This is a genomic window from Winogradskyella epiphytica (genome assembly GCF_003217215.1).
Lineage (GTDB): Bacteria > Bacteroidota > Bacteroidia > Flavobacteriales > Flavobacteriaceae > Winogradskyella > Winogradskyella epiphytica.
The window spans coordinates 5,427-23,382 of the sequence record NZ_QJTD01000006.1; the positions used below are offsets into that span (position 1 = coordinate 5,427).

A 17,956-nucleotide genomic window follows, 5' to 3' on the forward strand; every position below is an offset into this window, starting at 1 on the left:
CAGCCCTTAGGGGTGTCGTATAGATTAGCAAGCCTAGCTCATTCTGGGTATTAAAGAATCTATCAAGGCCAGCACCTAAGTACGTCAAAATAACCACTACGACAATTTATAGGTACACATGAACTTAATTTTTTACCACAAAAGCCTCTTGGTCAAGAATGTCCCCTAGAGGGGACTTTAGGGGTGTTATTAAAAACCACCCACAACCGACAACCCACAACATCTAACTAATCACCATAACAAGTAACATTCCAAAAGACTAAACGCTACAGATGTCCCCTAGAGGCTAATAAGAATCAAAATATATTTTGATTCGTAATTACCGGGCGTAGCCCTTAGGGGTGTTGTCTAAGAAACAACCCACAACATCTAACTAATCACCATAACAAGTAACATCCCAAAAGACTAAACGCTACAGATGTCCCCTCGAGGCTAATAAGAATCAAAATATATTTTGATTCGTAATTACCGGGCGTAGTCCTTAGGGGTGTGGTGAAATCACCAAGCACAGCAAATTAGAGGACATAAGAAAAGCACGTAACCAAGAACACCCCTCAGGTCCCCTCAAGGGGACAATAGTAGCCTCAAAATCCTGCATTAAAAGAAACAGAATGAATAGCATCATAATCCACGCAATTATAAATCATACCCAAAAGACTCTTGGTCAAGAATGTCCCATCGAGCCTAATAAGAAATAAAATATACTTTGATTCGTAATCACCGAGCGAAGCCCTTAGGGGTGTCGTATAGATTAGCAAGCCTAGCTCATTCTGGGTATTAAAGAATCTATCAAGGCCAGCACCTAAGTACGTCAAAATAACCACTACGACAATTTATAGGTACACATGAACTTAATTTTTTACCACAAAAGCCTCTTGGTCAAGAATGTCCCCTAGAGGGGACTTTAGGGGTGTTATTAAAAACCACCCACAACCGACAACCCACAACATCTAACTAATCACCATAACAAGTAACATTCCAAAAGACTAAACGCTACAGATGTCCCCTCGAGGCTAATAAGAATCAAAATATATTTTGATTCGTAATTACCGGGCGCAGCCCTTAGGGGTGTATTTACAAAGAACAACCCACAACCGACAACCCACAACCCACAACATCTAATTAATCACCAAAACAAGTAACATTCCACAAGGCTAAACGCTACAGTTGTCCCCTCAAGGCTAATAAGAAGCAAAATATACTTTGATTCGTAAGCACCGGGCTTAGCCCTTAGGGGTGTTGTCTAAGAACAACCCACATCAGTAAATGAATCACTATAACAAGTTATATCCCACAAGGCATAACGAAACAAATGTCCCCTCGAGGCTAATAAGAATCAAAATATATTTTGATTCGTAATTACCGGGCGTAGCCCTTAGGGGTGTTTTCAACCCACAACCCACAACCCACAACCCACAACCCACACAACCCACAACCCCCAATCAAGTCTCCGGATCATAACGAAACACCCGAAACAAATTAAAAATCAACGCACAAAACACCACCCAAATAAAACCAGCAATAAAACCACCAACCACATCAGAAGGGAAATGAACACCAAGATAAATACGACTAATACCAATGCTGATAATGAGAATCGTTAGTAGAAGAATAACACCGTATTTCAGTAGCTTATTAATGTCAAAACGATAGAAAAGATAAATAAGAAAACCATAAAAAGCCATAGCCGTCATAGCATGCCCACTAGGGTAACTCAAGGTTTCAACAGTCACTAAATGTTCGATCTCTGGGCGAGAACGATTAATCACTTTCTTTAAAATCACATTAGAACTCAAAGCCAAAACCATAACCACACCCAATTGCAGTACAAATTTCCAATTCTTAAACACCAATAAAAATAAACTGATACAAATAATCAAGGCGGCCAAATAACCGTACACATCCCCAATATGGGTCACCGCCACAAAATATTGTGTGAGAAAAGGAGATCTAAAGGATACTACATAATCAGTGATGGCCGAATCATAAGTGGCCAAGACTTCCGTGTGCAGGTTTTCAGTGAGCTCAACAAACAGGTTAATCCCACCAATAACCACTAAAACCGCAACACCAACAGTTATCAAATAAGGCAACTTGCCATCGTACCGGTCAAAAAACTTCGACAATAAGACTTTGGCCTGTGTAATAATATACTTGATTTGTTGATACATATAGTGGGTTTTCGGGCGTTTATGCTCTGCAAAATATAAAATAATTTCCTTAAAATAAGGACCTAACTTCAATTGGATTAGGGATATCTTTAAATCAGTTAATGCTTCTAGACCTATTGATGTAATTTTAAATTCATCGAAATGTAGAACTTTAAAAACAAGACTTATGAAAGTACAAGCTTATTTATCATTTAATGGAAATTGTCAAGAAGCACTAGGATTTTATAGTGACTTATTTGATGCTAAAATCACCAACCGACAAACTTACCAAGACAAAAAGATTGATGTACCGTCTTCGTACCGAGATAAACTTCAGCATGCAGAATTAAAAGGGAATAATGTGCACTTTATGGCTTATGACGCCTCACCCGATACACCACTAAACAACGGCAATCAAATGCATATGAGTGTCGAGGTTTCAAATGAAGAAGAAGGAAGAGGTCTGTTCAACAGTCTGTCTAAAGGGGGGACGGTGCACCATGAATATAGAGAACGGGAATGGGGCTTTTTCGGGCGTTGTACCGATCAATACGGTATAGGATGGATGGTAAACCATAATACGAATTAATCACTGTAATAAATAGTAAACTTTAAGATGTTGGACTTTATTTCGGAGGATTGAAAATAGAAACGAAAGCCGGTATTTGAGAAATATTTTCCTTATCTTGTTATAAGAGGTAGATATGAAGCTTTTAAAGCACATATGCGATGCTTGAATTTTACTCGAGCATATTAATCTCACTAACTTTAAACATATTAATTCTAAAACATCAAGATTATGAATAACGAATATTCTAAGCATGAAAAAGATAATATAAAAATCTATGAAGAAAAAGGATATACCGCTGGATTCCATTTTAAAGAGGGAAACTTAATAGGAAACAACTCTAAGCATGTCTATACGCCAAAAGACATCAATATTGTGGCAGAGCATAGGTACGAAGGGATAAGCAACCCAGATGATATGTCTATCTTATATATTATTGAAACTAGTAAGGGTGAAAAAGGCACCTTCTTATTGGGCTATGGACCTAATGCCGACCTAGAGCTAGCAGAATTCTTTAAGAATATCCCTGAAAAGAATATTTCTGATAGAAAGAATATCAATAGCTAATCCGTAGGAATAAAAGATGATAAACTTTTACAAGGTGCTGTGAGAAAGGTGAGGATTACACCTTTCCATAGACACGTTGTACAAAATGACCATTCAAAAACCTGCTGCTTTCAAGTTGACTTTGGAGTACGACACCTTTAGTTTGAGTTTCTAATAGCCAACTGATGGCTTCCACCAATGCCGAAGCTGTTGTGGTTTGAATCGCTCGTAACTTGCGCTTGCCAATGAGCTGAGGTTGTATGCGCTTGGCAGTTTCTTGTCGGCGTAAAATACCTTGAGCATCTTTGCCTTCAACCGCAGCATAAATCACAATTTGATCGTCTTCTATATGTGGAATTTCACGAAGCATTACTTCCTGCAACCCAGATATGGCGTCTTGATGATCACTTAAGCCACGCAATTGGTCGGCGACCCAAGCATAATGCCCAGGATGTCTAAGGGTTTTATAATCTAAACGCTTCACCTTACCACTCAAAGCGTCAGGTAAATCGGCCGCTCCGCCTGAAGTTAAATCTTCTTCATAATGAATCCCATCAATAATAATACTTGCCCTTTCCGAAAGCGCAGGAAGAGTGGTCTTTTTATAATCACGTATAACAATACAATCCTTTAAATATTCCGTAGCCACACCAATCGGACTCCATGTAAAGCCATAATAATGTGGTGCTATCGCATGATCAGTCAATGCACCAACTTTAAACTCTAAGCTATCCACTTGCTCGACGCTGTATTGTTTGCAGAAGTTTTGAAACATGCCATGAGCTAAGATGTCAATATAGCCAGGAGCTAAACCGGTTTGTAAAACGAAGCCTGTTTCAGCACCTTGAGTGATGTCTATAATCTGATTGGTTTCTGCAACGTATTCCGTAAGATTAGCATAATGCAAATGATGCGTTTTGGCCATTTGTGCCATATGTGGCGCAAGGCTTCCAGGTAAACAATCGAGTAGGGCATCACCAGCTTCAAAAATAGCCTCCATTTCAGCACTTATATTCTGAGCATCCAAATGGAAGGCAATAACTTTACAGGATTTGGTGGTGCCATCCATAATCCAATGGGCTACGCTTTTCGCTTTTTCTAAATCCCAATCACCTATATATATCGTTGGCGTAACGGAACTCCACTCAGCTAAAATAAGGCCAGCAGCTTCCGCGATGCCTCCCGCACCTGCTATAATAATCATATGCTGTGTTTTCATAAGACTGATAAGTTTAATTTGAAGGATTAATTTACGGAAATTTTCGCGAGCTTGTTATAAGGAGTGAGAACTTCTTCCTTATAATTTATTTTTGGCGTCCTAATGAATGAATAGATGCCGTATAAAGGAGGTGAGTAGTGTAAAAAAGTACGAGTTCAATGTAAACTTTAGCTATAAACGATGCCCACAGTATTTAACAAAGCGCGTAATGTTGAAATAATACTTACTCTACTGTAAAATAAAACTCACGGTCAGACTCATTTAAATATCGAAAAGAAACCTCACCACAACTGTTGAATCCAATTTGATTCGGATGATCTTCAATAGGATAATTATCTGCTATAAACTCATGTCTTTCTAAATTCTGAAGTAGGCCATCACGCCAACTAATTACAAAGTCCCCTTGAGTAGTAGGTTTTAAACCAATTCTGTAGGTGTAGAAATCCACGTTCTCTTCGAATTCAGGATAAGCTTGTAGCTTGCCATTTTCGCATGAAGGAAGAAAGGACAATTGCCCTTGGTCTAAAATGACTTCAAAGGCATCAATAGCATCCTTACAGTTTGAAACGGTCGTAGGCTCTATAAATTTATAAATAGATAAATCGTCTGGATAAGGTTCTTCTAAAAAAATGGAATCGTTCTCAGTGGCATTAAAGACTTGATTCGAAATTCTACCTTCTATCCAAATGGTATCATTTAACGAGTAGCTATATTCTTGTGATACGTTTGCCTTATATACATTATGAACTAATCGGTCCTCTATAGGATCATTTTCGCAGGTGGTGGCTATTAGAAGTGGCGCAATAATGACAAGTTTTAATAAATTCTTTAACATGTGTTCTGTTTTTCTTTAGATGCAAAATAGGTTAAAGGGTTGCGTCAAAATTCTTACAAAATAGGCCTGTTTATACTCTTTTGTGTTTTATGTTGCTGATTATTAGTGCAATATAGTTTTGTGGTTTTACTACAAGAGCATCATTTTTTTCTAAGTCGGATAGGACCAACAGCCTCAGATGGCTTCACAGCGATAGGCTTATTTTTTTGCATAACTACTAATTGTCCTTCCGCAACTAATTCATCTGCAAGGCTTCGAATTAAATCCATTTGCGAACGCCATTGATCTTCTTTAAATAATTCACGTGCCACTTCCGAAGGGCAAAAGGTTTTGTCCCTACCTCGAGAATCACTCATTTTAATAAGATGGGCTTTAATACGATTTTTCATTCCTGAAAACGATTATTTTAAGGCGATTAATTTGGCCGATATTTCAATAACCTCATCTCGAGTATTCACATAAATACGATCCTTTGAATTCGGTTCTACAATAAATTTACCTGTAAAATTCCCAAAAGCAGGAAAGATGAGTTGCTGTTCTCTTCTAAAAAAGCAACTGACTTTTAAGAATTGCTTTCCGAAACCTTTAAGTCGAACACCAGGATGAATATGTCCAGAGAGATTAAATAAACCATCTCGAGATTCTGGATAATGTGTGAGTAGAAAATCATCAATCAACCATTCCTCTTTGACAGTGACATTAATACCATCAAACATGGACTTAGAGATAATATCATGGTTTCCTGATATAAGCACCACCTCAGATTGAAGCTGTTCAATCCAATCTTTAAACAGATGCCATTCGCTATTTATGGAACTGTGGAATAAGTCCCCAAGAAAACAGACGGATTTCGGCTTAAAATAATCGACTACCGCTTGTAACTTTTCAAAGTTCTGATAGAGGGAAGCCTGTGGTATAGCACTACCATGCTTTCTAAAATGTGTCACCTTACCCAGATGCACATCGGCAATTAAGAGCATGCCTTTCTCTTCCCAATAGGCCGCTCCAGAGGGATGCAACACAAACGACCGTTGATGGCAATTAATTTTTAAGGTTTCCATAATACAATGATTTGCAATTTACGATTTCTCCAATTGAATGGTCATTCGTTTTATTCGATCTGCTAGTTTTTCTGAGGACAATTTTGCTCTGAGTCGATCTGTGATTATTGGAAATGAAAATGGTGTTGGCTTTTGGCAAGCTTTCCAAATAATCGTTTGGGTATTGATACGTTCCATGGCTAACTGTAAACGCCCTTCTTGCAATTGGTGTTCAAACGTTTCTCTAAACGCTTGTTGATAGAGCAGGTTGTCAGGCTCAAAATCTTCAAATACCCCGAATAAAAGTTGTGAACTAGACTGAAGGTGCTTACTCTTGACTAACTTACTTGGAAACCCTGTAAATACAAGTCCGGAGATAACCGCTATATCCCGAAACTGCCGCTTGGCCATTTCTGTAGCATTCAGACTTTTCTCTAAGTCACTTCTTAAATAGTCAGTGCTAAACAAATTATTATCTAAAATCCCTTGCATATCAATAGGCTGATCCGACAGTAATTCAAAACCATAATCGTTAAAGGAAATAGTAAAGGTTATAGGCTTTAATAAGCTGGCGCGATAGGCGATTAAACTACCCATAGCCTCATGTACAAAACGTCCTTCAAAAGGGTAAATTACGGCATGATAGCCTTCACGAGTTTTAAAGGTTTCAATTAACAATTGATCGGCATTAGGAATTATACTTTCAAGCTTTTGTCTTTTAAATATCGGTTCCAAAGCTTTGAGTTCTTTAGATTTTTTGGCGTCATCAGCATTAGCGAGGTAGAGTTCCTGTCGAAGTAAATCGCTCATTTCAGACGAAAAGCTCATACGTCCGCCCATCCAACTAGGGATTTTAGAGGTTTTTTGTTTCGACTTTTTAACTAAGACTTGCATATTTCTAATTCTAAAAAGCTCCAGTTGCTTACCCGCAAATGTAAAGACGTCGCCTGGTTTTAATTTTGAAATAAATGATTCTTCAATCGACCCGATATAACCCCCTTTTAAAAATTTCACACTCAATACTGCATCACTGACAATTGTACCAATCTGAAGTCGATGACGCATCGCAACGCTTCGGCTATTCACTTTAAATTTACCATCAGGCTCAATCTCTACTCTTTTGTATTCGTCATAAGCCTGTAAACTTTGACCGCCAAGAGTAATAAAATTAAGCACCCATTGAAATTGTTCGCGGGTAATGGTTTGGAAACAGAAGGTGCTTTTAATTTCAGGAAAGATCTCCTCTGGATAAAACCCATCTGATACGGCTAAGGTGACTAAGTATTGTACTAAAACATCAAAACTATTCAGATGTGGGACTCTGTCTTCAACGACTCTGTTTTTGACGGCTTTTCGCAATGCTGACGCTTCAATTAATTCTATGGCATGGGTTGGTAGAAAATGAATGACGCTGGTTTTACCTGGTTGATGGCCACTCCGACCTGCTCGCTGGATAAACCGTGAAACTCCTTTGGGGCCACCAATTTGAATAATGGTTTCTACTGGCGCAAAATCGACCCCTAAATCCAGACTAGAAGTACAGACAACGACTTTCAAATTTTCATCACGAATGGCAGTTTCTACCCAAAGTCGAGTTTCTCTACTTATACTTCCATGATGCATGGCTATATCGCCAGCAAATTCAGGATAACGCTCTAATATTTTTTGAAACCACATTTCGCATTGGGAACGTGTATTCGTAAATATCAGTGTGGTCTTACTTTTTCTTAAAATAGGAATGATGTCGTCGAGTAAGTGTAAACCTAAATGGCCTCGCCACGGAAATTTTTCTATGGTCTTGGGGATGACGGACTTTACCTCAATCTGTTTATTAATCTTAGCCTTGATAAGCACAGAATTAGCGACAAATGCTTTATCTGTTCCTAATAATATTTCTCTAGCCTGATCAAGATTTCCTATAGTTGCCGATATGCCCCAAACTCTGAGTTGAGGTGAAATGCTTCTCATACGTGATAGAGCCAAGGTCATTTGAACGCCGCGTTTATTGCCAACCAGTTCGTGCCACTCGTCGACCACAACAGCGATAAGCTTATGAAATAGTTTATCATAGGCCTTGGACGCCAATAAAAGTTGTAAACTTTCTGGGGTGGTGATTAATAGATTAGGCATAGCTCTTTTTTGAGCCGCTCTTTCTTTCTGTGAGGTATCACCAGAACGAATACCTACCGTTAGCGGGACACCTAATTCTTCAACAAAACGTTCTGTGGCTTGTTTAATTTCAACAGACAAGGCGCGTAATGGCGTTACCCAAATAGCCATAAGTCCTTTAGGCTTTTTTGTTTTATAGTCAGGAGTTCTTTTAATATGTTCTAATACAATAGGAATCCATAGCGCATAGGTTTTTCCACTACCTGTAGGCGCGTTTAATAAGCCATTTTTACCTTGAAGAAAGGCAGTCCATGTGTGTTTCTGAAATGGAAAAGGTTTCCATGCCTGTTGTTCAAACCATTGCTGCGCTAAATTCTCTAATTCTTTCCTATTCATCATTATACGGGAATGAGCGTCTCTAAATCCTGTAAACTGTTTGCCTCTTCAATTTTTTTATCTTGGCGCCATCTGAGAATACGAGGAAAACGTGTAGCATAACCACTTTTATGACGGGATGATTTAGCGATTCCTTCAAAGGCAATTTCAAATACAAGTTTTGGGGTAACACTTCGCACGGGGCCAAAACGCTCGATGGTGTTTTTTTTAATCCAAGCATCTACCTTTCTAAATTCGGCATCCGTTAAACCAGAATAGGCTTTCGCGAAGGTGACGAGTTCCTCGCCATTAGCATTCCAAAGGGCAAAGGTATAATCGGTGAAAAGATTAGAGCGTCTACCATGTCCACGCATGGCATAGGTAAGAACGGCATCTATAGTTAAAGGATCAGTTTTCCATTTCCACCAATCGCCCTTTTTCCGGCCTACTTGATAGGTCGAATCTTTTCTTTTTATCATCAAACCTTCGCTTCGCATTTCGCGGGCGCGATCTCTTTCTTTGGCCACCTCATCCCATGATTGACATTCTACGATTTCTGATAGATAAATGGGTAAATCTTTAGAGCTTAAACTGCTCATTAAATCTTTTAGAATTGCTCTTCGTTTTACAAAAGGCTGTTGTCGTAAGTCGTCACCCTTCCATTCTAAAAGATCATAGACTTTAAGAATCACCGGCGTTTTCTCTAGCAGTGCTTTACTCAAGGTTTTTCTACCAATTCGTGTTTGCAAATCTTTAAAGGTACCAATGGCCTTATCGGGAAACGGTAAAATTTCACCATCCAAAACAGTACCATTTGGAATTTCAGTCGCAAAGGGATGAAATTCAGGATACTTATCGGTTACTAATTCTTCACCACGACTCCATACAAATAAGTGATCTTCTCTGATGATGGTTTGAGAACGAATACCATCCCATTTATGTTCTATACTCCAATCTTCGATAGCCCCTAAATCTGCAGCAGCCGTTTCTAAGCCATAAGCCAAATAAAAGGGGTAGGGCTTAGATAAGAAATCTGAGGCTTTTTCTTTTAAAACTAAATCTTCAAACGAAATGGTATTGGGATCCCATTTTCCCATTAATTTATAAGCTAGAATATCTTCATCGATGCCTGTGGTTTGCGATAAGGCACGGGTCATTAATTTCTGACTCACGCCAATTCGAAAGCCACCGGTAATTAATTTGGTAAAGACAAAACGTTCATAATAATTTAATTGGCGCCAATGATCGGTGACATAGGTCTTTTTAAAATCATCATCTTCGGCTTTAAGCGCAATCATTTCCGACAGGTATTCCGAAAGGGATTTATCGCTATGTGACTCAGTGTTTGGAATAACCAAAGCAATGGTTTCGGCGAGATCGCCAACAATATGGTAGGATTCTTCAAAAAGCCAAAGTGGAATATTAGATAATTCAGAGGCCCATTTTCTGAGTAAGGTGGTGTTGACCGGTCTTGGTGGTCGTCGGTGAGACAAAATAGCGATGGTCCATACCCGGTCTTCGTCTGAGGCATTTTCGAAAAACTTGGCCAATGCTTTTACTTTCAACGTGGTTTTCGTTGTACTATCTAATTTTCTTATTAAATCGGCAAAGTTTCTCATGAGGCTTTATCCACTTCTTCTTTTGTTTCGGACTCAGATGATTCACCTTCAAATTGGGTACTTTCTGTACGTGCATCATAGCCCTGTTCTCTAAGGTATCTTGAGAATATTTCAGTATAACCGTGAGTACAAATAATTTTTTCTGCACCTGTTGCTTCTATGGCCGTTAAAAGTTCCTGCCAGTCACAGTGGTCAGACAATACAAAGCCTTTATCAACAGCTCTACGGCGTCTGGCGCCTCTAAAAGCCATCCAACCACTTGCCGATGCTGTAACATAAGGCACCATTTTGCGTATCCAGGTAGAGCCATGCGCACTTGGTGGGGCTAAAACAATATTTCCTAGAAGATCTTTTTTTGTGGTTTCTTTTGTAATACGTGTCGTTTCAGGAAAGTCCACCATTGGTCTAATGACCTCCGTCATATTTTCGATAGCGCCATGGGTATAAATCTTTCCGATATCAGTGTTTAAATATTTTAATAAACGTTGGGCTTTCCCTAAGGAATACCCAAATAATACGGAAGTTTGGTTGTCCTCTTTATTAGTCGCCCACCAATGATTGATGTCTTCAAATACTTTGGATTGAAGCGTCCACTTAAATGCTGGAAGTCCGAAGGTACATTCGGTAATAAAGGAGTGGCATTTAACCGCTTCGAAGGGCACAGCAACCCCATCGTCTTCTAATTTATAATCCCCAGTAAATACCCAAACTTCGCCACGATATTCCACTCTAATTTGGGAACTGCCAATAATATGACCAGCAGGATGGAGGGAAAATTTCACGTTATTGATAACAAAGGTTTCGTTATAAGCTTTACCGGTAACATTTATAGGGCCTAAACGATGTTTTATAATAAGAACGTTGGTATGGTGAGTGATATATTTTCTATGACCATAGCGACTATGATCGGCATGACCATGAGAAATTATAGCCCGATCAACAGGATACCAAGGGTCGAGATAGACATTGGCTTGTTCGCAAAAGATACCATTTTTGTTAAAGACTAACAATGGTTTAGTCATGATCTAATTTTTACTTCAATTTAGACTAAATATTTTGAAAATGAAACTGTTAATGGTTTTGGGTTAATAATTTTAGGAGAACAGCAAGGAATAGAGAGTCCGAAAATCGGAAGAGTTTTCTCTAGAGCTTTAGGATTTATTTTGTATTGGAGTTCATCCATTTTTGCTTTCGCAACTTACTGAGTACGGTATTGATTTCCACTGCGCTTTTCATCTGGGTTATTTTTAAAATTTCTTACTATTCATATATTCAGCGTTTGTATTTATTTAAAATCAGACTATAAACATTGAAAACAGTTTTAAAAATATTTATTATTAGTGGATTAATTTTTCTGTGTGATCTAAGGTATTGTTATCTCAATTATCGATTTTGGACACATTATAAGACCGATAATTTCGAATCACTAATTGAATATAAAGGTAAAAACATAAAAGGCCTGAGGGGTAAACAGATTTTAATACATAAAGATTTCGAGAAAGACCTTCAAAAAATAGATGATTATGCTTCTAAAAACAACATAAATTTAATTGTAAATCATAGTTATAGACTTGATAAGTATGCTTTAAGTGGCGCTATTGTAAAACCGGAAAAAACATCTGATCACCATGCTGGATTCGCCATTGATTTCAATATAAATGAGAATGGGATTAAATAATTTTCAAACGATTTAAAAAGAAAGAACTTCAGAAAACTGCCAAGTAATTTTCAAAATTTTATAAACGACATTCGAAAAAATAGAGATTTGAGGTGGGGCGGAGATTTTAGAAGGGAAGACCCTGTACATATAGACCATCCTAAAAATATAAAAAGTAAAGTGAGTTGGGAGAACTATTCTAAAAATTGTTCTGAAGACTACCTTAAAAGGATTCCTATTTGGAAATTCTAGAAATAAACAGGGACATATAGCCAGAACGAGAATTGAACTCATTACTTCGAGGTTATAAATCCGACAAAAATTTACTTCATCAAAGTAAGCATTGAACTTACGAGCTGCTTCATGTTGAAATCAAATACAATTACGTATGCACTTTTTGACTTTCTGATTAAAATAATTAAAGTATAAATCGACAACATTTGCCCAATTAATCAAAGGTTGAAATTTTAAATTTCTCAGTTCTAATTAAAACACCTCTTATTCGCTACTTTCTTTACATCCAATGAAGTATATGGTTGATTTATAAGCTATACGCATGGGAAAACCGAAAGAAAAGTAGATTAAGTTTAAGAGAATTGGTCTACGGTTTCCGAATATTTCATTAAATTAACAGGAAAGAAATAGTCGGCACATACCAGACGCAAACCATTTCCATCATCAGGTGAAATGATGAAATTAACAAAAGTAGAATTTCACAAAGAACCATTCGACACACGATGATTTGCAAGAAAGCAACATGTCATATGCAATAGTCTTTAAGAATTATTTATAAATCAACCTTAAGTGGAAGCAGGCAAAAAATCATTTTTATATAAAATCACATGGATTTCGAATATTATTAAGAACGGACTGTTTTGGCATGGTATGCGTAACACCTTGGCCAAAATTGGACTTGATTTTATGCCATATTATTGGGAAATAGGTTCAATGGATATAAAACCGCCTCAAATTAGAGGTGATGCGTCCAAATATCAATTATCTTTCTTCGGAAAGGAGGAAATAACTTTTATTAAAAAAAATGTAATAGGAATAGCCCATAAAGATCTAATGAATGATCTTAAAAATGGCGATACCTGTTTAGGTATTAAGAATGATGGTATTATCTCAATATATTCTTTTGTAAAACATAAGAATTTTTCTTTTAGAGGAAGAGAATTTGTTATAATGCCCTCCGAGGGTTACATACATAATACCTATACATTCGAAGATTTTAGAGGTAGAAACTTAGCGCCTTATTTACGTTATAAATGCTATGAACATTTAATAGAGAAGGGGATTGATAAGTATTACAGTATAAGTGAGTATTTTAATAAGCCTACATTAAAATACAAGAAGAAACTAGGTGTTAAGCCACAGAAGTTATACCTAAGCGTTATTTTATTTAAAAGGTGGGTATTTAATTATACTTTAAAATCGTACTAATTAGCCGATTTGCCATATTACAAAATTCAAAGGTGGTTAAGAGGTTTTTTCCTACTTTTATTGAGCTTTGTAACGTCTTTTAGTACTTTTTCTATACGTACTTTTTTTAATAGAAAATTAGCGATAAACCTGTTAATTTGATTTGGTAAGTAAGGCAATGGACGTAAAAGGTCGATAATTAACACCACCCTTTCTTCATTCGATTTGTTTATAACCTCATGATCCCATGTGTCATCAAACAGTAATCCTTCTTTCTCTTTCCAATGGTAAATTTGATCTTTTAATCTAAAACTTGGAGGTGATTCCTTGGGGACCTTAATACCTAAGTGATATCTAAGATAACCTCTATAGGGTCCGTGATGGGCTGGAATGGATTTCCCTGGCTCCAACACCGAAAAAAAAGCTTTATAAATATTGGGAACCTCCTCTAACAAAGCACAAGTCTTTGGGCATAATTCATTAGCAAGATCTATCGTTTCTCCAGAATAATATAATAGAAACACCTTCCATTTTAAGTTTTGCTCTATTCTACCAGAAATTGCATATATTCTTTGTTCTATTTCATGGTAAGCTGGGATATCGAAATGTTCATTAACATTTTCATATTCCGCTTTGATGGTCTGAAAACGTTCTTCTATTAGGGATAGCTCAGGAAATATTCTTTTTATATCTAAAATAACAGGTCGTTGAGGTCCGCCATCATATCGACTAATGACACTATTGCCTATTTTCATTATGTAGTTGATAGTAACTGTGCGTAAATTCATGAAAATAATGATGTGTATTTATTATAAAAGAGTTGAATAATGCTTATAGAATCATCTAATCATAAAATTTCTATAATTAGGACACATAAACTTACTAAACCTTAAAAGTATTGTGTTGATATAGAGTAATATACGAAAATCAGTGATTCGAAGATTTAAATCTGTAGAAGAGTTTGTAAAAAAAGTAGTGTTCGCCACATAGCATGGTGATAAAAAAGAAATTAAACCGTGTATAATTCATTGCTTTGGCGAGTGTTTATTGGGAAAACTCCTTTGGAATGTTCTCGGGTTCGTAATAGTTTACTAAATTAGGTGCTTAACTAGGCAACATGTGAGCGTAGCTTACAGGCGAAGCAAACCATATACAAAAGCCTAAGCCCACGTACTATGAAAAAAGTAAAATACACGATAAACATCATTATTATTTTCCTATCAATAAATGTTAACTCCCAAGTATTAGAGCAGATAAAAACACAGGTTAGATATGAATTAGACTTTGGGGAACAGGTGCAAAATGATTGGATAAAAATCAAGAAATTTCTTTCAGAAAATGAAGATTGGAACAATTTCACCAAAGAAGAGATTGAATTAATTGACAAATATGATGCTGAAGTTGTTGAAGATATGTGGGACATCCTGGGTGGAGGTTGTAGTTTTTATTGTGGTGCAGGGGAATATGAAGTAATGACGTCATCAAATTTAGCTGAGCAAAACGGAATTGGATATAGTTCGAAGAATTTGAGGGATTTTAGCTATGAAACGGCTTGGGTTGAAGGTGTGAAAGGATACGGAATAGGGGAAACTATTGAATTTGAATTTAGTGCAACTCATCCAAGATTAACCGAAATAATTATCGTTAACGGTTATGTGAAAAGTAAATCTGTGTGGAAAAATAATTCGAGAGTTAAAACTTTAAAGATGTATCTAAATAGTAAACCTTATGGAATTATTGAGTTAAAAGATGTTTACGCTGAACAATCTTTTAAAGTTGAACCAATTGGACACGCAGATAGAGAAAATGGAGAGGAATTGATTGAAAAGGGAACATTTAAAATAACATTTGAGATTTTAAATGTTTACAAAGGAGATAAATATGACGATACAGCAATTACTGAAATATATTTTGATGGAATTGATGTGCATTAAAAAATGCATATGCTTAACTAATAGCCGATAAAACATTGTTAAGACATAAAACTCAATGAAAAAAATAATCACAATATTTTTAATAACGCCATTTCTAATTCAATCTTGTGAGAATAAAAACGGATTGGAAGACTCATTCTGGAAATATTGTGATGACTATGGAGCTGGTTATATTTCTGATGTTTTAGATTTTAGAGGGAATAAATACCTGTTGGTTAGAAACGATACGATTTTTGACAAAGAAGAGGTTGCTATTGCGACTATTGATAGAATAGAAGATGATTTTGGAGAAAGAAGATTATTTGTAAAGGATCAAAATGGACGACTAGCACGGTATTGCGAAAAATAAGGGCTAATTATAAAACGGTTTAGCCCAACTATTTTTAGCAATACTTTTCATATTTTAATCTTGCGAAAACAAAAGGAAAAATCACAAAAGATATTTTAATATTATTAGATAAAGAGAAACGATTACCGAAGTTGAAATTAATCCTCCCAAATTTTCGATCCGTGATTTATTTGCTAACTTAGTTGCTTTACCACGAAGCACACCAACAGAGTGAACTAGGGAAACATAGCATAGACCAGTGCATTAGACCTTATTAAAACCACATTTATGAAAGCAATAATAAATAGGATTAAAAATCTATCATTTTCAATTTTGTTTATTGTTGCTTTAATTGGTTGTAATTCAAAAAATAAAAACAAAGAGTCTGTTAAAAATCATCAAAGAATAACTTCACAAAATGTCCTATCAACTGTAATTGATTCTATCAATTCAGAAATTAAGAATGGAGATTATGGATTGATTGACCGCTTTATGCTCATTCAAAATGACGAGTTGTTAGCGGATTTTAGATATAACCAAGACTATGAAACCCTTGTTAAAAAATATGACACAACCAGTCATCAATACAATTTCAATAGTACAGATTGGCATCCCTACTACAAGCAAACTGAGTTACACAGCCTTCAGTCTGTTACTAAAAGTATGACGTCAATTCTATTAGGTATTGCGTTGGATTTGAATGCCGATTATAATGTTAGCAACAAAGCAATGCCTTTATTGACTGGTTATGATACTGACGATCTAGATAAACGAAAACAAAATATATCTATTGAAGATTTATTGACGATGAGAAGTGGATTACAATGGAATGAAGAGACTGATCATAATGATACTACAAATGACTGCTTTTTACTTGAATCAAGCAACAACTGGATAGAATATGTATTGAGCAAGCCTATGGATACCATACCTGGAACAAAATTCGTATATAATGGTGGGGGAACGGTGCTCTTAGGTAAAATCATTAGAACCATGACGGGCAAACGAATTGACCATTGGGCAGAAGAAAAATTATTTGAACCACTCGGCATTAAAGATTACTATTGGAAAGAAACGCCTGATGGAGAAATTGATACAGAGGGAGGTTTATATCTTAAGGCAGAATACTTAGCTAAAATAGGTGTATTGTTTTTGAACAAAGGGAAATGGAACGGTAAGCAAATCGTATCTGAGCATTGGGTCACAACATCCACAAGCCCTTTACTTAAAGACGTAAAACCTCAATGGCAAAATGTTACGGGATATGGGTATCAATGGTGGATTCCTGAATATACAGATAATGGTAAAACCAATATTTATTCTGCCAACGGGTATGGAGGTCAGTATTTAATGATAGCACCAGAACATAATTTAATAATTGTCTTTAATGGCTGGAATATTAATGATGAACCTGAAAAATCAACTTATCGGGTTTTACAGGACAGAATAATCCCAGCACTTAAGAAGAACTGAGTTAAAAAAACAAGCAATTTTAAGCTAATCTAGAAACAAAATTCTTATCATGAGGTAAACCTGACTTTGAAAGAGAACAGGCCTGTTTTGACAACATATTAGATGCTACCTTTCAATTAAGTACCCTTTGAAGATATTTTCTTTAGATTTGAGATGAGAAAATTAAACTATTGTCTATACCCAATAGTTGTGCGGAAGCTCATAAAACCTGTAATAATTGAGAAAAACGATTTATAGACAACGGATTTTAAATATAAAAAAGTGAGAATAAGATTTAAAATATTGGTTTTTATATTCTTTCTTACAATTATCGGTTGTAGCGTAGAAAACGAGCGAGAAAAATATGCGTAATTAATAATTAAAAAAGTACAGAAATTTAAATCAGATAAAAATAGATTGCCTGAAAACGTTTCCGAAATTGGACTTGGTGAACTTGAAAACAGTGAAGCTTTTTACGAGAATAAAACTGATTTAACTTATATAGTTTGGTTTGGATTAAGTCTTGGAGAAGCTAACACATATAATTCATCAACAAAGGAATGGAGATAAGGCAGATAATAGTAAAAAAAATCAACGCACAACAAAGTACTGTAGTTCAAAACTCATTGAATTAGCTATAAAGTTTTATGAATACTCGTAGGCTGCTATTTTAAACTTTTGACATCAATAAAGGTCGTAATC

17 protein-coding genes are annotated in these 17,956 nt (G+C 36.2%); 8 read left to right on the forward strand and 9 right to left on the reverse strand.

Features of this window, described 5'->3' with window-relative positions; genetic code table 11:
* Positions 1 to 1,442: 1,442 nt before the first annotated feature.
* Positions 1,443 to 2,171 carry a phosphatase PAP2 family protein gene (locus tag DFQ11_RS11750; protein WP_110476082.1) on the reverse strand — a complete coding sequence of 243 codons (729 nt, stop codon included), beginning with the start codon at positions 2,169 to 2,171 and terminating at the stop codon, positions 1,443 to 1,445.
* 166 nt (positions 2,172 to 2,337) lie between these two features.
* Here DFQ11_RS11750 and DFQ11_RS11755 point away from each other — a divergent pair, with 166 nt between their 5' ends.
* Both DFQ11_RS11755 and DFQ11_RS11760 read left to right on the forward strand, forming a co-directional pair.
* Positions 2,338 to 2,739 carry a VOC family protein gene (locus DFQ11_RS11755; RefSeq protein WP_110476083.1) on the forward strand — a complete coding sequence of 134 codons (402 nt, stop codon included), beginning with the start codon at positions 2,338 to 2,340 and terminating at the stop codon, positions 2,737 to 2,739.
* A 210-nt stretch (positions 2,740 to 2,949) separates the two neighbouring features.
* On the forward strand, positions 2,950 to 3,285 hold the full coding sequence (locus DFQ11_RS11760; RefSeq protein WP_110476084.1) for a hypothetical protein: 336 nt from the start codon (positions 2,950 to 2,952) through the stop codon (positions 3,283 to 3,285).
* Positions 3,286 to 3,340: 55 nt separating this feature from the next.
* On the opposite strand, the gene DFQ11_RS11765 is transcribed toward DFQ11_RS11760, so the two are convergent.
* The 7 genes from DFQ11_RS11765 to DFQ11_RS11795 all read right to left on the reverse strand — a co-directional run bounded on the left by DFQ11_RS11765 (position 3,341) and on the right by DFQ11_RS11795 (position 11,483).
* Positions 3,341 to 4,483 (reverse strand): saccharopine dehydrogenase family protein, encoded by a 1,143-nt coding sequence (locus tag DFQ11_RS11765; RefSeq protein WP_110476085.1) that lies wholly within the window; start codon positions 4,481 to 4,483, stop codon positions 3,341 to 3,343.
* Positions 4,484 to 4,706: 223 nt separating this feature from the next.
* On the reverse strand, positions 4,707 to 5,318 hold the full coding sequence (locus tag DFQ11_RS11770; protein WP_110476086.1) for a hypothetical protein: 612 nt from the start codon (positions 5,316 to 5,318) through the stop codon (positions 4,707 to 4,709).
* Between the two features lie 140 nt (positions 5,319 to 5,458).
* Positions 5,459 to 5,707, reverse strand: coding sequence for a DUF3253 domain-containing protein (locus tag DFQ11_RS11775; RefSeq protein ID WP_110476087.1), 249 nt, complete (start codon positions 5,705 to 5,707; stop codon positions 5,459 to 5,461).
* Between the two features lie 12 nt (positions 5,708 to 5,719).
* The gene (gene pdeM, locus DFQ11_RS11780) at positions 5,720 to 6,379 is read right to left on the reverse strand and encodes a ligase-associated DNA damage response endonuclease PdeM (protein ID WP_110476088.1); all 660 of its coding nucleotides are present in this window, start codon (positions 6,377 to 6,379) and stop codon (positions 5,720 to 5,722) included.
* A gap of 18 nt (positions 6,380 to 6,397) precedes the next feature.
* Positions 6,398 to 8,863 carry a ligase-associated DNA damage response DEXH box helicase gene (locus DFQ11_RS11785; RefSeq protein ID WP_110476226.1) on the reverse strand — a complete coding sequence of 822 codons (2,466 nt, stop codon included), beginning with the start codon at positions 8,861 to 8,863 and terminating at the stop codon, positions 6,398 to 6,400.
* A 2-nt stretch (positions 8,864 to 8,865) separates the two neighbouring features.
* Positions 8,866 to 10,461 carry an ATP-dependent DNA ligase gene (locus tag DFQ11_RS11790; protein WP_110476089.1) on the reverse strand — a complete coding sequence of 532 codons (1,596 nt, stop codon included), beginning with the start codon at positions 10,459 to 10,461 and terminating at the stop codon, positions 8,866 to 8,868.
* Entirely contained in the window at positions 10,458 to 11,483 is a 1,026-nt protein-coding gene (locus tag DFQ11_RS11795) for a ligase-associated DNA damage response exonuclease (protein ID WP_110476090.1), read from the reverse strand. The genes DFQ11_RS11790 and DFQ11_RS11795 overlap by 4 nt, the downstream gene beginning before the upstream one ends.
* 287 nt (positions 11,484 to 11,770) lie before the next feature.
* Between DFQ11_RS11795 and DFQ11_RS11800 the strand changes: the two genes are divergently transcribed.
* Positions 11,771 to 12,139: a M15 family metallopeptidase domain-containing protein gene (locus tag DFQ11_RS11800; protein ID WP_110476091.1), complete on the forward strand. Its 369-nt coding sequence runs from the start codon at positions 11,771 to 11,773 to the stop codon at positions 12,137 to 12,139.
* Between the two features lie 783 nt (positions 12,140 to 12,922).
* The gene (locus DFQ11_RS11805) at positions 12,923 to 13,561 is read left to right on the forward strand and encodes a hypothetical protein (protein ID WP_110476092.1); all 639 of its coding nucleotides are present in this window, start codon (positions 12,923 to 12,925) and stop codon (positions 13,559 to 13,561) included.
* A 26-nt stretch (positions 13,562 to 13,587) separates the two neighbouring features.
* Here the strand turns inward: DFQ11_RS11805 and DFQ11_RS11810 are convergent, their stop codons facing one another.
* Complete coding sequence (locus DFQ11_RS11810) at positions 13,588 to 14,328, reverse strand: aspartyl/asparaginyl beta-hydroxylase domain-containing protein (RefSeq protein ID WP_110476093.1); 741 nt, start codon at positions 14,326 to 14,328, stop codon at positions 13,588 to 13,590.
* Positions 14,329 to 14,715: 387 nt separating this feature from the next.
* On the opposite strand from DFQ11_RS11810, the gene DFQ11_RS11815 reads away from it, so the two are divergent.
* The 4 genes from DFQ11_RS11815 to DFQ11_RS15190 all read left to right on the forward strand — a co-directional run bounded on the left by DFQ11_RS11815 (position 14,716) and on the right by DFQ11_RS15190 (position 17,824).
* Entirely contained in the window at positions 14,716 to 15,474 is a 759-nt protein-coding gene (locus tag DFQ11_RS11815) for an NADase-type glycan-binding domain-containing protein (protein WP_110476094.1), read from the forward strand.
* A gap of 55 nt (positions 15,475 to 15,529) precedes the next feature.
* The gene (locus DFQ11_RS11820; protein WP_110476095.1) at positions 15,530 to 15,823 is read left to right on the forward strand and encodes a hypothetical protein; all 294 of its coding nucleotides are present in this window, start codon (positions 15,530 to 15,532) and stop codon (positions 15,821 to 15,823) included.
* A 267-nt stretch (positions 15,824 to 16,090) separates the two neighbouring features.
* Positions 16,091 to 17,275, forward strand: coding sequence for a serine hydrolase domain-containing protein (locus DFQ11_RS11825; RefSeq protein WP_110476096.1), 1,185 nt, complete (start codon positions 16,091 to 16,093; stop codon positions 17,273 to 17,275).
* Positions 17,276 to 17,671: 396 nt separating this feature from the next.
* Positions 17,672 to 17,824, forward strand: coding sequence for a hypothetical protein (locus DFQ11_RS15190; RefSeq protein ID WP_158525004.1), 153 nt, complete (start codon positions 17,672 to 17,674; stop codon positions 17,822 to 17,824).
* The last annotated feature ends 132 nt before the right edge of the window (positions 17,825 to 17,956 follow it).